Raw genomic sequence first — 13,520 nt, forward strand, 5'->3', positions numbered from 1 at the left:
CATCGCGGCCAATCCAGTCTATGTCGCAGCTTCCTGCGGCCGAACGTGGCCGAGCGCGAGGGAAGCGAGCGGCATGGACAGTCAATTCTGGGTAGGCCTGGTCCAGATCATCTGGATCGATCTTCTGCTCTCCGGCGACAATGCCGTGGTTATCGCGCTGGCCTGTCGCGGCCTGCCGGAGCGGCAGCGCAAGATGGGCATCCTGCTCGGCGCGGGCGCTGCCGTCGGCCTGCGCATCCTGTTCGCTCTCGTCATCACCTATCTGCTCGCCGTACCGTTCCTGAAAGTGGTCGGCGGCCTGCTGCTGTTCTGGATCGCGGCCAAACTGGTGGTCGGCGAGGAGGATGGCGGCCATGGCGACGTCGCGGCCAGCGACAATCTCTGGGGCGCGGTGCGCACCATCGCCATTGCCGACGCCGTCATGAGCCTCGACAACGTGCTGGCCATCGCGGCGGCGGCCCACGGCAATGTCTGGCTGTTCATCTTCGGCCTGGCGCTGACCGTGCCGCTGATCGTCTTCGGCTCGGCGCTGATCCTCGGCATCATCGAGCGTTTTCCGGCCTTCGTCTGGGCCGGCGCGGCGCTGCTCGGCTGGATCGCCGGCGACATGCTGCTGAACGACCCGGTCATCCTCAAGCAGATGCAGGCGTTCAACCCGGCGCTCGTCGTCGCCGACACGGTGAACACGGCCGTCGGCATCAAGGCCGCGCCGATCCCGCATTACACGGCCGCCGTCGTCGGCGCGCTGATCGTGCTGGCCATCGGCTACGTCAAGCGCGGTGGCAAGGCGCAGGAAGCTCCGCCTGCGCATTGAGCGCCGGCCGATATATGCCTGACGCAGACTACGCCCGGCGGATCTCGCCGGGCGACACGGTCCAGATGTCCGCGCGACCCCTGAGGCTTTCGAACGCCTGCGGGTCGGCCCCCGTCATCCAGACCTGCGCCCCGAGCCGGTCCAGCGCGTCGTAGAGCGCGGCGCGGCGCTCGGGATCGAGATGGGCCGCGACTTCGTCCAGCAGCACCACAGGCGTGAAGCCGGCCATTTCAGCGACAAGCCGGGCATGCGCCAGCACCAGCCCGATCAGCAGGGCCTTCTGCTGGCCGGTGGAGCAGCGCTCGGCCGGCGCGCCCGAAGGTCCATGCACCGCGAGCAGATCGGTCAAGTGCGGCCCATTGGTCGTCCGCCCCGCCGCGCGATCGCGATAGCGGTTGTCGCGCAGCACGGCGCGGTACTCGTCCTCGACGTCGAGGGCCGGGCGCTCCAGAACCCCGGCCTCCAGCGCGCCATCGAGCGCCAGCGCCGCCCAGGGAAACAGCGAGGCGGGATCGCGCGTCGCCTCGATCAGGCCGGCGAGGCGGCGCACGGTCTCCGCGCGCGCGGCCGCGACCGCGACCGCCAGTTCCGCGGTCTCGTGTTCCACCGCCTCCAGCCAGGCGGTCTCGTGGAAGCTCTCTTCCAGGAGGCGGTTGCGGGCGCGCAGCGAGCGCTCCAGCGCATTGACCCGCGCGCCATGCTCGGCATCCACGGCCAGAACCAGCCGGTCGAGGAAACGGCGGCGCTCGCCGGCCGAGCCGAGAAACAGCCCGTCCATGGCCGGCGTCAGCCAGACGACGCGGACATGCTCGGCGAAGGCCGCCGCCGATCCAGCGGCGACACGGTCGATGCGGCAGATGCGCGTGCGCGCCTCCTCCTCGCCGCCGTCGATGCCGGTGCCGAGCACGCTCTCGCCATAGGCGCCCTCGACGGTGGCGCTGACCGCCCAGCCGCCATCACCCTGATCGAAGGCGGCTTCCGACAGCGTCGCGCGCCGGAGGCCGCGGCCGGGCGTCAGGAAGGACAGCGCCTCGAGCACATTGGTCTTGCCCGCGCCGTTCTGGCCGACCAGCGCGACAAGCGGCGCCCCCGGCGTCAACGCCGCCGCCGCATAGCTGCGGAAGCGCGACAGGGCGACTTTCAGGATGCGGCCCTGAACCGGCTGAGGGTCGTCCGGGATCAGCGGAATCGGGAGGGACATGGTTTCCTATCTGCCCCATGGCGGCGGGCCGGCGCCATAGTTAAATCACCCTGGTCCGGCGAATGGCCGGAGCACGTTCATCTCCTTCCGGGTGTCCCAATGCCGACAGCACTATACGACCTCTCCGTGCCGGTCTTCGTCCAGATGCTGACCAGCCTGTCCGCCCTGCTCGACAAGGCGGTCGCCTTCGCGGAAGCGAAGAAGATCGATCCGAAAGTGCTGCTGGACAGCCGCCTCGCCCCTGACATGTTCCCGCTGGTGCGTCAGGTGCAGCTCGCCACCGATTTCGCCAAGGGCGGCGCGGGCCGGCTCGCGGGCGTCGAGCTGCCGAAATATCCCGATGTCGAGACCACGGTCGAGGAGCTGAAGCAGCGAATCCAGACCTGCATCGGCTTCGTCACGGGTCTCGACAAGGCCGCCATCGACGCGGGCGGGACCCGAGACATCACCCTGCCGCTCGGCGGCAATCCGATGACCTTCAAGGGGCAGGCCTATCTCGCCCACCTCGCCTTGCCGAACTTCTTCTTCCACTGCACCACGGCCTACGCGATCCTGCGGCACAACGGCGTGGAAGTCGGCAAGCGCGATTTCATCGGCAAGCCGGCGGCCTGATCAGGCGGCGGGCTTGTCCTCGCCATAGCGGAAGCGGAAGTCGCAGTGGCTCGCGCCCTGCATGATGGTCTGTGTCCGTTCCAGCTTCAGCTTGGGGTCATAGCCCTCGCAGAAGGTGCCGTCGCGCTGGCATGACAGGAGATGGCCGATCTCGCCGAGACCCATCTCCTTGTACATCTCCGAGTAGCGGCAGCGCGTGACATTGAACGAATAGGTGTCCTCGGTGCGACCGAGGACCTCGACGTCGAGCGCGCCGCCCTTGGTCCAGAGATCCTGCATGTCGATGAAGCCCTGAAGCGAGGTGCCAGCGGGCGCTTCGGCGGCGAAACGCTGGCCCTGCTCGATGGCGGACCGCGTCACCGCCTCGGCGACGACCTTGGCCGCCTCGGCCTTGCCGTGGCTCTCGGTGACCGCGTCGTAGACGTGCTTGAGGATTTCCGCCTCGATGCGACGCTTGTCGTACATCGAGAGGCCCGGCAGGTGGGCGGGGGCGGCAGCCTTGGTGTCGGTCATCGTGTCGTTCCCTGGAACCATTCGAGGGTGCAAGGGAGCGCGGGCCGGCCGGCATTGCAAGCGCGAAGCCGCATGGCCAGCATCACGCCAGCGGCATGGATGGCGGCCGCGTCAGGCGACGTTGGCGGGCTGAGGGATTGAGCGGGCGCGCAGGCGCGGCTCGACCAGCAGCTTCCGCGGCTCGGGGCCGTAATAGCCATCGAGATGCACCATCGGCCGCGGCTTGACGATGATCGAGATGATCCGCTCCAGCAGCGCCTTGCCGGAAATGGGTTTGGCGACGAACTCGTGGACGCCGAGGCGGGTCGCCTCCGTCACGCGCCAGCGCTCGAGATGCGAGGTCAGCATGATGATCGGCACATCCGGCACCGGAAACGAGGTCGGGTTGCGGACGATGCGCAGCATTTCCGCGCCGTTCAGCATCGGCATTTCCCAATCGAGGATGACGATGTCGGGTGCGTGCAGCCGGATATGTTCCAGCCCGGCCAGCCCGTCGGAGGCCTCGTGCACCGACTTGATGCCGATATTGGTGAGAATGTTGCGCACGACCCGGCGCATGAACTGGTTGTCGTCGACGATCAGCACGTCGACGCTGGAGAGCAACTGCTCCGCCTTCTTGGAGATCAGCCCATTCATGATTGTGTCCACCCACCCCTGGATCAGATGGCGGGAAACTACGGGCCGGCTCTTGAACCGCGGCTAAGCCGATTGAATCAATTTGAGCGAATTTGCGTTTTTTGCCGAATCGCCGTCGAGGACAGCGGCGATTTCAGTCCGTGCAGGAAAATCCAGGCCGGCGGAGGCGCATAGGGCAGCAGCAAACCGTCGCTCTCGTTCAGCCGATAGCGGGCGAGCGTCTGGGCCGCGACGCCCGCGACGGCCCTCAGCCCCGCGCCCGGCCGGTCGACCACGGCCATGGGCAGCGCGCCGGCTATGCCGCGCCAGTTCTGCCAGAGATGAAACTGGCCGAGATTGTCCGCGCCCATGATCCAGACGAAGCGAACGCCGGGGCAGCGCGCCTTGAGGGCGGCGATCGTGTCGAAGGTAAAGCGCGTGCCGAGCGCCGCCTCCACACCGGTGACATGGATCTGCGGGTGGTTCGCCAGCCGCTGCGCCGCCACCATGCGCTCGGCGAGCGGCGCAAGGCCGCCGCCGGACTTGAGCGGATTGCCGGGCGTCACCAGCCACCAGACGGCGTCGAGGCCGAGGCGCTTCAGCGCCGTCAGCGCCACCAGCCTGTGAGCCTCGTGCGGCGGATTGAACGAACCGCCGAACAGGCCGATGCACATGCCGGCCGCATGCGGCGGGAGCGCGAGCCGGACGCCGGGCCGTGGCCGGCGCGGCGCGATCCGCGATCCATGCGGCCTCACGGGCGGATCTGCCCCGTACCGCGAATGCGGTATTTGAAGGAGGTGAGCTGCTCGACGCCGACCGGGCCGCGCGCGTGCATCCGGCCCGTGGCGATGCCGATTTCCGCGCCGAAGCCGAACTCGCCACCGTCGGCGAACTGGGTCGAGGCATTGTGCAGGACGATGGCGCTGTCGACCTCGGCCATGAAGCGGTCGGCCGCCATCTGGTCGGTCGTGACGATGGCGTCGGTATGGTGCGAGCCGTAGCGCTCGATATGCGCGATGGCGTCGCCGAGGCCCGAGACGACCTTGACCGCGATGATCGCGTCAAGGAACTCGGTCGACCAGTCTTCCTCGGTCGCCGGCGTCACGCGCGGATCGACGATGCGGGTCAGGCTGTCGCCGCGCACCGCGCAGCCGGCATCGAGCAGCGCCGCAACCAGCGGCCTCAGATGCGTGCCGGCGCAGCTCTCGTCGACCAGCAGCGTCTCGGCCGAGCCGCAGACGCCGGTGCGCCGCATCTTGGCGTTGAGGACGATGTCCTTGGCCATGGCGAGGTTCGCCGCGCCATGGACATAGACGTGGCAGTTGCCGTCGAGATGAGCGAAGACCGGCACCCGCGCTTCCTGCTGAACGCGCGCGACGAGGCTCTTGCCCCCGCGCGGCACGATGACGTCGACGCCGCCGCCGAGGCCCTGCAGCATGAGGCCGACCGCCATGCGGTCGCGGGTCGGCACCAGCGAGACCGCGGCGGCGGGCAGGCCGGCCTTGTCGAGGCCGGCGGCAATGGCCTGATGGATGGCGCGGGTCGAGCGGAAGCTGTCGGAGCCGCCGCGCAGGATCACCGCATTGCCGGCCTTCAGGCAAAGCGCCGCGGCGTCCGCCGTGACGTTCGGGCGGCTTTCGTAGATGACGCCGATGACGCCGAGCGGCACGCGCACGCGCTCGATATGCAGGCCGTTCGGCCGGTCCCACTCGGCGATGATCGAGCCGACGGGATCGGCCAGGTCGCGAACGATTTCGACGCCGGCGGCCATGGCCTCGATCCGCGCCTGCGTCAGCGACAGCCGGTCGATGAACGAGGCGGCCGCGCCGTCACGCCGCGCGTCGGCGAGGTCCTCGGCATTGGCGGCGAGAATGGCATCGGCCCGCTCGCGGATCGCGACGGCGATGGCGGAAAGCGCCTGATCCTTCTGCCGGGCCGGGGCGAGCGCGAGGCGGCGCGCGGCCGCCTTGGCGCGCTGGCCGAGTTCGAGCATGGTCTGTTCGATGCCGGGCGACGTATCGACGGCGCTGAGGGGCGCGGACATTCAGTTCCTCCACGGCCGGTCTGCCTAGCACGGCCGGTGATTTCCGTAAAATCCGACCCACCCTGCGAGATCGCCGACGCTTTGACCATCGTGGTTAACCGCGGCTTAACGGCTCGAAGGTCATCTAGAGGGGCGGACGCGCGATCCGCATCCATCCGGGTGCCATGACCGACGACCTCAACGCCCCGCTCGGGGTCGAGCCAAAGACCGAGACGAAGCGACGGTGGCCCCTGCCGCCGCTGCTGCCGGTCGTCGCCGGCCTGCTCGGCTCGCTGGTGGTCGGCCTCGCGGGCGCCGTCGCCGTGGTCCACAACCCGCTCGGCGGCGAGCCGCGCGCGATCAGCGCCATCGCCATGCCGCCGCCGCGCACCGCCGAACCGACCAGCCCGCAGCAGGCCGCCGCCGCGCCCGTGGCGACGCCGCAGGAGGAAGGGCCGACGGTCAATGTCATCAACGGCATGTCCGGCCAGTCGCAGGCCGTGCGCATCGCCGCGACGCCGCCCGCTCAGGCGGCGGGGCTCGACCCGCGCCTGTCGGAGCGAACCAGCCACGGCCCGCTGCCGCGCATCGCGCCGGACGGGCGCAGGCCGTCTGAAGCCTATGCCCGCGCTTTCGTGCCCCCCGCCGGAGCCGGCGGCTCCATGCCGCGTGTCGCGATCCTCATCGGCGGCCTCGGCATCAGCGCGAACGGCACGTCGGAGGCCATCGGCAAGCTGCCGGGGGCCGTCTCCTTCGCCTTCGCGCCCTATGGCAGCGATCTCGAACGCCTGATCGGCCGCGCCCGTTCGAATGGCCACGAGGTATTCCTGCAGGTGCCGATGGAGCCGTTCGACTATCCCGACAATGATCCGGGCCCGCAGACCCTGCTGACCACGCTCTCCACCGAGCGCAATACCGAGCGGCTGCACTGGGCCATGGGCCGGTTCCAGGGCTATGCCGGCATCGTCAACTACATGGGCGGCAAGTTCACCGCGACGGAAGCGGCGATCGCGCCGATCCTGCGCGAGGCGCACCGGCGCGGCCTGATGGTGATCGACGACGGCACCAGCGCGCGCAGCCTGGTGCCGCAGATCGCCGCCTCGATCCAGCAGCCGGCGCTGCGCGGCGACATCCATCTCGACCGCGTGCCGACGCCCGCCGAACTCGACGCCCAGTTGGGGCGGCTGGAGGCGAGAGCCCGGGAGACCGGCTTCGCGCTCGGCGTCGGATCGGCGCTGCCGGTGACGGTCGACCGGCTGGCGCGCTGGGCCCGGGCGCTGGAGAGCCGCGGCATCCTGCTGGTTCCGGTCTCGGCCGGGGTGGCGCGGCGCCCGCCGGCAGGCTAGCTAACGGCGAGTGCCGCCGGACACCAGCCGATGACCCGCTTCGAAGACCTGCCCTACCGCCCCTGCGTCGGCGTCGTGCTGCTCAACCGGCAGGGCCTCGCCTTCATCGGCCGGCGTGCCGACGCCACCGCCGAGCACGGCGCGGGCGATACGGCCTGGCAGATGCCGCAGGGCGGCATCGACCCCGGCGAGGAGCCGCTGGCCGCCGCGACGCGCGAACTGTTCGAGGAAACCAATGTCCGCTCCGCGACACTGCTGGCGGAGGCGCCCGAATGGTTCGCCTACGACCTGCCGCAGGTGGTGGCCGGGCAGTCGTGGAAGGGGAAGTATCGCGGGCAGACGCAGAAATGGTTCGCCTTCCGCTTCGACGGCGAGGACGGCGAGATCAATGTGGCGCGACCGGGCGACGGGCATCACAAGCCCGAGTTCGACCGCTGGCGCTGGGAGACGCTCGATGCGCTGCCCGGCCTGATCATCCCGTTCAAGCGCGGTGTCTACGAGCAGGTGGCCGCGACCTTCCGCCCCTTCGCCCATCCGGTGTGAACGGGCACGCCCGCCTCCGGATTCTTCCGCATCGCACAATTCTGCGGCGGGCGTAGCCTGTCTCCATCGCAATCGGCGCTCGGGAGGCAGCCATGGACAAGCGTTTCGGGACCCGCCATTTCGAGATCGACAGGCGCGTGCTGATTGCCGGCGCGACGGTGCTGACCGCCGCTGGCGCCACGTCCGCCGGAAGCCAGGAGCGCCCCATGATCGACAATGCGACCGCGCTGATCGTCGTCGACGTGCAGAACGACTTCTGCCCCGGCGGCCGCCTTGCCGTGCCGAAGGGCGACGAGATCGTGCCTGTGGTGAACGGCATCGCCCGGCGCTTCCAGAACGTCGTGTTCACGCAGGACTGGCACCCGGAGGGGCACTCGTCCTTCGCCTCCAGCCATGCCGGCAGGAAGCCGTTCGACATGGTGCAGATGCCCTACGGGCCGCAGGTTCTCTGGCCGGACCATTGCACCTGGGATTCGGCCGGCGCCGAGTTCCACGAGGGACTGGACGTGCCGCATGCCCAGACGATCGTCCGCAAGGGCTACCGCAAGGAGGTCGACAGCTATTCCGGCTTCATGGAGGCAGACCGGCGCACGCCGACCGGCCTCTCGGGTTACCTGAAGGAGCGCGGCGTCACCCGCGCCGTGGTGGTCGGTCTCGCGACCGATTTCTGCGTGAACTGGACGGCGCAGGACGCCGCCAAGAACGGGCTGCAGACCTTCGTGGTGGAGGATGCCTGCCGCGCCATCGATCTCAATGGCTCGCTGGGCAAGGCCTGGAGCGACATGGCCGCGCTCGGCGTGAAGCGGATCAAGGCGAGCGAGCTGATATAGGTACATGATCCCTTTATGTGATTTTTTACCTTGACCAACGTTACGCTGCATGATAGGGATTCAGGCACGTTCGGAAGTTGCGCGTGTATCCACCACGCCGTGAGGCAGCATCGTAGCCCTTAGGAAGATGGGAAAGCCCTGCGTGGTATCGCTGGCAAGCGCTTGAAGTATCAAGGACCTCTATCGTCGGGCATGACCTAAGCAGTGGATTCTCTTGACGAATCCATTGACAATTCTTAGTTTCTTTACACTCCCTCGGCCCGAGCCCTCCGCCTAGTGCGGATGGGAGCCACCGACTGGTGGTGTTTGCCTCGGTAAACTAGGGCCGGGGGACGCGTGCCCGAAGCTGGCGATGCCAGATGGTGAATTTCCCGGCCTTGGCGGTGTCCCTAAACGGGTCTGTAACGCCCGCCAATTGCAAAACATGCGTAGATAACGACAGCTTTGCAGCGGAAGAGTTTGCTGCGCGGTGATGCTCATTCACTTGATAAGCAACGCTACCAAGAAGAATGTCCGTCATCTGTAACAATGGGGTGCTTTTGGAATCGCGGAATTGGCAACGCCTAAAGGGCCAATCGCGAGGATCGCCCTGCTTCCGCCGGCCGCTATTCAGTATTTGCCGCAGGTCCTCAGGACGCTGGGTCGTGTGTCTGGAGTCCGGGTATAGATGGAAGAGCGATGAATACAGCCGGGCGCACTTCGACGCGAGCTGATAGATTTCTTTGTTGAAGCCGATCTCTCGGCTACCACCATTGAACTGCTCGTCGTCAAGCTTGCTGGTATCAACGACAATGCAATGAAAGTGAGCGTCCTCCATACCCCCGCGACCGAAGAATGTGTCGACAATCCGCTGGTACGCAGAAAGCTTGGAAGGTGAGACCTTGCCCCACTTCATCTCACCGGCGGGGAGTTCCGGCAGACGACATTGGGCAATAGCTTCTGTCGCCGCTGACTGGCTAATCAGAGGCAACGTCAGCGCACCAAGAAGAAGATAGCGGTGCTTAGTTTGACTTGTTTCATCGATATAGATCTCTCGGACTGAAGCTGGGTCCGGCGTCTCTCTCTTGGATTTTGGAAGAAACATGAGTGCAAAGCCAAGGCTGGGGCAGACCAGTTCGCTGCATTTTAGGCGGCTGTCCACGAACTTGAATGCGACGGATTGAAGATCGCTTCAACACGGCGCTGCGGCAAGTGGCTAAGCACAGGCTTAAGCCTACGGAAGGCAAGGCTGAGAAGGGTGAGCCCGGCCGTGAGCCGGGCTTTTTCATGGGGCTTCATATGTTTCAGTGGTTCTGGACGAGCATTTTGCGCCTTCCCCCGACGTGCTTCCTCCAATGGGAGATCGAAGCTCGCGAAGGTATCGAAACCTTCAAGGTGCAAATTGGGACGAGCCTGATCGTTGAGATTAGCGGTCCCGCGACAGTTACCGTGAACCGCGACTAGCGATTGCTGCTGTAGCGGTCTCGAATGTGACTGTTGAAATAAATTCCCGCCGACCGCGCGTTGATCAGGCCGACGTAAACACTCTCAGGCACCCGATAGTAGTCGTAAGGCCCGCCGCTTTCGCGAAACCAGATCGATAGCGTCGATGTAGCGTAGTCGTATTCGGCCCGCGCAACTGCGGTTGATTTCAGGAAGGGCATGCCGACCCCCGGAGGCTCGATTGCCCCACTCGCATACCGCAGCGCTAGGGTTGGTGCGTCAAGTATATAGTCGCAAAAGCAAAAGGCCGCCCGGTGGGCGGCCTTTCTGAACTTCAGCCGTTGCCGGCGGCTCAGTGCGTCGCGCCGATGGTGCCGAGCGCGCCCTTGAGGCTCTGGAGCTGGCCGAGCCGTTCGGCGGCCTTGCCGCGCGTCGCATCGTCCTTGGCATCGGCGATGTCGTCCTGCGCGTCCTTGATCTCCGCGTCGATCTGGTCGGCGTGAAGATCCTCGACCGGCGTCGCGCGCTCGGCAAGCACGGCGAGCGAACCGTCCGAGACCTCGGCGAAGCCGCCGCGCACATAGAGGCGCTTCGGCTGGCCGTCGGCATGGATGGTCAGGATGCCCGGACGCAGCGACGCGACGAAAGGCGCGTGGCCGGCGAGCACGCCGAAATCGCCGTCGGCACCCGGCACGACGACCTGCTCGACGGCACCCGAGAAGAGCTGCCGCTCGGGCGAGACCAGTTCGAAATTGAAGGTCGCCATGTTGCGCGATCCCTTTATCTCAGCCGCTTACGCGGCTTCGGCGGCCAGCTTGCGGCCCTTCTCGACCGCTTCCTCGATGGTGCCGACCATGTAGAAGGCAGCCTCCGGGAGATGGTCGTACTTGCCCTCGACGAGGTCGCTGAAGCCCTTCACGGTGTCCTTCAGGTCGACGAACTTGCCGGGGGCGCCGGTGAAAACCTCGGCGACGTGGAAGGGCTGCGACAGGAAGCGCTCGACCTTGCGGGCGCGGGCCACCGTCAGCTTGTCCTCTTCCGAGAGCTCGTCCATGCCGAGGATCGCGATGATGTCCTGGAGCGACTTGTAGCGCTGCAGGGTCTGCTGGACCTTGCGGGCGACGGCGTAGTGCTCCTCGCCGATGACGCGGGGGTCGAGCATGCGCGAGGTCGAGTCCAGCGGGTCCACGGCCGGGTAGATACCCTTCTCGGCGATCGAACGGTTGAGAACGGTCGTCGCGTCGAGGTGGGCGAATGAGGTGGCCGGGGCCGGGTCGGTGAGGTCGTCGGCCGGCACGTAGATGGCCTGAACCGAGGTGATCGAGCCCTTCTGCGTGGTGGTGATGCGCTCCTGCAGTGCGCCCATGTCGGTGGCGAGGGTGGGCTGATAGCCCACCGCCGAGGGGATGCGGCCGAGCAGCGCCGACACTTCCGAACCCGCCTGGGTGAAGCGGAAGATGTTGTCGACGAAGAACAGCACGTCCTGGCCCTGGTCGCGGAAGTCCTCGGCGATGGTCAGGCCCGAGAGCGCGACGCGGGCGCGGGCGCCCGGGGGCTCGTTCATCTGGCCGAACACGAGGGCGCACTTGGAGCCTTCGCCGCCGCCCTTCTTGTTGACGCCGGATTCGATGAACTCGTGATAGAGGTCGTTGCCCTCGCGGGTGCGCTCGCCGACGCCGGCGAACACCGAATAGCCGCCGTGGGCCTTGGCGACGTTGTTGATCAGCTCCTGGATGAGCACGGTCTTGCCGACGCCGGCGCCGCCGAACAGGCCGATCTTGCCGCCCTTGGCGTAGGGGGCGAGGAGGTCGACGACCTTGATGCCGGTGACGAGGATTTCAGCCTCGGTCGACTGCTCGGAGAACGAGGGAGCCGGCTGATGGATGGCGCGGGTGGCGGCGGTCTTGACGGGACCTGCCTCGTCGATCGGCTCGCCGATGACGTTGAGGATGCGGCCGAGCGTCTCGGGACCGACCGGCACGGCGATCGGCTGGCCGGTATCGGTCACGTCCTGACCGCGGACGAGGCCCTCGGAGGTGTCCATGGCGATGCAGCGGACGGTGTTCTCGCCGAGGTGCTGGGCAACCTCGAGAACCATGCGCGCGCCGTTATTGCTGGTCTCCAGCGCGTTCAGAATCTGCGGCAGGTGATCGTCGAACTGGACGTCGACGACTGCGCCGATGACCTGGGTGATACGGCCGACCTTACCGCCGGTGGCGGCCTTCGCGCTCGTCGCCTTCTTCGCCATGTTACGGTCCTCTAGATGATGTCGTGGCTCAGAGCGCCTCAGCGCCCGAGATGATTTCGATGAGTTCCTTGGTGATCATCGCCTGACGCGCGCGGTTGTACTTGAGCGTCTGCTTCTTGATCATCTCGCCGGCGTTGCGGGTGGCGTTGTCCATGGAGGACATGCGCGCGCCCTGCTCGGAAGCGGCGTTCTCAAGGATGGCCTTGAAAATCTGGATGGTGATGTTGCGGGGCAGGAGATCGGAGAGGATCTCGGCCTCGCCCGGTTCGAACTCGTAGGGAGCCTTGTCGGTCGCGGTGGCGTCGCCGCCGACCTGCGCCGGGATGATCTGCTGCGCGGTCGGGATCTGCGCGATCACCGATTTGAACTTCGAGAAGAACAGGGTGGCGACGTCGAAGGCGCCTTCCTCGAACAGCTGGAACAGCTTCGCGCCGACTTCCTCGGCCTGGGCGTAGGAGAGCTGCTTGACGGCCCGGAACTCGATGAAGCCGACGATCTGCTTGTCGAACTGGCGGCGGATCAGGTCGTAGCCCTTGCGGCCGACGCAGAGGAACTTGACGGTCTTGCCCTCGGCCTGCAGCGCCAGGGCGCGCTCGCGGGCAAGGCGGACGATGGAGGTGTTGAAGGCGCCACACAGGCCGCGCTCGGCGGTGGCGACGACCAGGAGATGCACGTCGTCCTTGCCGGTGCCGGCGAGCAGGACCGGGGCGTCGGCACCCGACACGGAACCCGCGAGATTGGCGAGCACAGCTTCCATCTTCTCGGCATAGGGACGCGCGGCCTCGGCGGCGGTCTGGGCACGCTTCAGCTTCGCCGCGGCCACCATCTGCATGGCCTTGGTGATCTTCTGCGTCGCCTTGACCGAAGCGATGCGGTTGCGGAGATCCTTCAAGCTCGGCATCAGCCGACGTCCCTTCTGGCTTCGATGGCCTGTTCAACCTTGCGGCGAAAGGCCAGCGGATCTGCGATCGACTTGATGGGCGTGGCGTTGATGCCCGTCCCATGGATGGTCACGTTCCCGAAATCGAGAACGCGGCCGAGAAATGTCTGGTCGACCGCAACCGAGTCGACCTTTTCGAGCCGCTGCTCGATGGTGGAGCGGGCGATGAAGCCCCACTTCGCCACCACCTTGCGCGACGTCACCGCCAGTTCGGTCGTCCGGCTCATGAACCAGGCGACCGCGAGCCAGAGACATGCCGCGGCCAGAAGGATCAGCCCGTAGAACGGCACGAAATACGCCGCCACGAGACTGATCAAAGTCCCGACAATGGGCCAGAAGTAGACGATCCAGTGGATCGTCGCTTCATGGACGATGGTTTCGCCCGGCCCGAGGCTGTCGGAGACGTAGCTCAT

General features: G+C 66.8%; 17 protein-coding genes. 6 read left to right on the top strand and 11 right to left on the bottom strand.

Going from position 1 to position 13,520, the window contains the following annotated elements:
• Nucleotides 1-73: 73 nt before the first annotated feature.
• The gene (locus tag JNK84_RS15600; protein WP_293425447.1) at nt 74-814 is read left to right on the top strand and encodes a TerC family protein; all 741 of its coding nucleotides are present in this window, start codon (nt 74-76) and stop codon (nt 812-814) included.
• A 28-nt stretch (nt 815-842) separates the two neighbouring features.
• Here the strand turns inward: JNK84_RS15600 and recF are convergent, their stop codons facing one another.
• Entirely contained in the window at nt 843-2,015 is a 1,173-nt protein-coding gene (gene recF / locus JNK84_RS15605) for a DNA replication/repair protein RecF (RefSeq protein ID WP_293425449.1), read from the bottom strand.
• A 99-nt stretch (nt 2,016-2,114) separates the two neighbouring features.
• Here recF and JNK84_RS15610 point away from each other — a divergent pair, with 99 nt between their 5' ends.
• Nucleotides 2,115-2,627, top strand: a complete 513-nt coding sequence (locus JNK84_RS15610; RefSeq protein WP_293425451.1) for a DUF1993 domain-containing protein — start codon at nt 2,115-2,117, stop codon at nt 2,625-2,627.
• On the opposite strand, the gene JNK84_RS15615 is transcribed toward JNK84_RS15610, so the two are convergent.
• From JNK84_RS15615 to JNK84_RS15630, 4 genes are all read right to left on the bottom strand, one after another.
• Nucleotides 2,628-3,140, bottom strand: coding sequence for an L-2-amino-thiazoline-4-carboxylic acid hydrolase (locus JNK84_RS15615; protein WP_293425452.1), 513 nt, complete (start codon nt 3,138-3,140; stop codon nt 2,628-2,630).
• A gap of 111 nt (nt 3,141-3,251) precedes the next feature.
• Nucleotides 3,252-3,776 carry a response regulator gene (locus JNK84_RS15620; RefSeq protein ID WP_293425454.1) on the bottom strand — a complete coding sequence of 175 codons (525 nt, stop codon included), beginning with the start codon at nt 3,774-3,776 and terminating at the stop codon, nt 3,252-3,254.
• A gap of 77 nt (nt 3,777-3,853) precedes the next feature.
• On the bottom strand, nt 3,854-4,429 hold the full coding sequence (locus tag JNK84_RS15625) for a nicotinate-nucleotide adenylyltransferase (RefSeq protein ID WP_293425456.1): 576 nt from the start codon (nt 4,427-4,429) through the stop codon (nt 3,854-3,856).
• Between the two features lie 77 nt (nt 4,430-4,506).
• The gene (locus JNK84_RS15630; RefSeq protein ID WP_293425458.1) at nt 4,507-5,799 is read right to left on the bottom strand and encodes a glutamate-5-semialdehyde dehydrogenase; all 1,293 of its coding nucleotides are present in this window, start codon (nt 5,797-5,799) and stop codon (nt 4,507-4,509) included.
• Nucleotides 5,800-5,963: 164 nt separating this feature from the next.
• Between JNK84_RS15630 and JNK84_RS15635 the strand changes: the two genes are divergently transcribed.
• The 3 genes from JNK84_RS15635 to pncA all read left to right on the top strand — a co-directional run bounded on the left by JNK84_RS15635 (nt 5,964) and on the right by pncA (nt 8,497).
• The gene (locus JNK84_RS15635; RefSeq protein WP_293425459.1) at nt 5,964-7,124 is read left to right on the top strand and encodes a divergent polysaccharide deacetylase family protein; all 1,161 of its coding nucleotides are present in this window, start codon (nt 5,964-5,966) and stop codon (nt 7,122-7,124) included.
• A 30-nt stretch (nt 7,125-7,154) separates the two neighbouring features.
• Nucleotides 7,155-7,667, top strand: a complete 513-nt coding sequence (locus JNK84_RS15640) for an RNA pyrophosphohydrolase (RefSeq protein ID WP_293425461.1) — start codon at nt 7,155-7,157, stop codon at nt 7,665-7,667.
• 92 nt (nt 7,668-7,759) lie between these two features.
• Nucleotides 7,760-8,497 (top strand): bifunctional nicotinamidase/pyrazinamidase, encoded by a 738-nt coding sequence (gene pncA, locus JNK84_RS15645; protein ID WP_293425463.1) that lies wholly within the window; start codon nt 7,760-7,762, stop codon nt 8,495-8,497.
• Nucleotides 8,498-8,816: 319 nt separating this feature from the next.
• Here the strand turns inward: pncA and JNK84_RS15650 are convergent, their stop codons facing one another.
• Nucleotides 8,817-9,638 (bottom strand): DUF3800 domain-containing protein, encoded by an 822-nt coding sequence (locus JNK84_RS15650; RefSeq protein ID WP_293425465.1) that lies wholly within the window; start codon nt 9,636-9,638, stop codon nt 8,817-8,819.
• Nucleotides 9,639-9,646: 8 nt separating this feature from the next.
• Between JNK84_RS15650 and JNK84_RS15655 the strand changes: the two genes are divergently transcribed.
• Nucleotides 9,647-9,940: a hypothetical protein gene (locus JNK84_RS15655; RefSeq protein ID WP_293425467.1), complete on the top strand. Its 294-nt coding sequence runs from the start codon at nt 9,647-9,649 to the stop codon at nt 9,938-9,940.
• Here the strand turns inward: JNK84_RS15655 and JNK84_RS15660 are convergent.
• The 5 genes from JNK84_RS15660 to JNK84_RS15680 all read right to left on the bottom strand — a co-directional run bounded on the left by JNK84_RS15660 (nt 9,937) and on the right by JNK84_RS15680 (nt 13,520).
• Nucleotides 9,937-10,140 (bottom strand): KTSC domain-containing protein, encoded by a 204-nt coding sequence (locus tag JNK84_RS15660; RefSeq protein ID WP_293425469.1) that lies wholly within the window; start codon nt 10,138-10,140, stop codon nt 9,937-9,939. The two genes, JNK84_RS15655 and JNK84_RS15660, sit on opposite strands and share 4 nt — an antisense overlap.
• Nucleotides 10,141-10,271: 131 nt before the next feature.
• Entirely contained in the window at nt 10,272-10,685 is a 414-nt protein-coding gene (locus tag JNK84_RS15665; RefSeq protein WP_293425471.1) for a F0F1 ATP synthase subunit epsilon, read from the bottom strand.
• A gap of 27 nt (nt 10,686-10,712) precedes the next feature.
• Complete coding sequence (gene atpD / locus JNK84_RS15670) at nt 10,713-12,167, bottom strand: F0F1 ATP synthase subunit beta (protein WP_293425472.1); 1,455 nt, start codon at nt 12,165-12,167, stop codon at nt 10,713-10,715.
• Between the two features lie 28 nt (nt 12,168-12,195).
• Nucleotides 12,196-13,068: a F0F1 ATP synthase subunit gamma gene (locus tag JNK84_RS15675; RefSeq protein WP_293425474.1), complete on the bottom strand. Its 873-nt coding sequence runs from the start codon at nt 13,066-13,068 to the stop codon at nt 12,196-12,198.
• Nucleotides 13,068-13,520: a PH domain-containing protein gene (locus JNK84_RS15680; protein ID WP_293425476.1), complete on the bottom strand. Its 453-nt coding sequence runs from the start codon at nt 13,518-13,520 to the stop codon at nt 13,068-13,070. The genes JNK84_RS15675 and JNK84_RS15680 overlap by 1 nt, the downstream gene beginning before the upstream one ends.

The organism is Phreatobacter sp., from assembly GCF_016793595.1.
GTDB lineage: Bacteria > Pseudomonadota > Alphaproteobacteria > Rhizobiales > Phreatobacteraceae > Phreatobacter.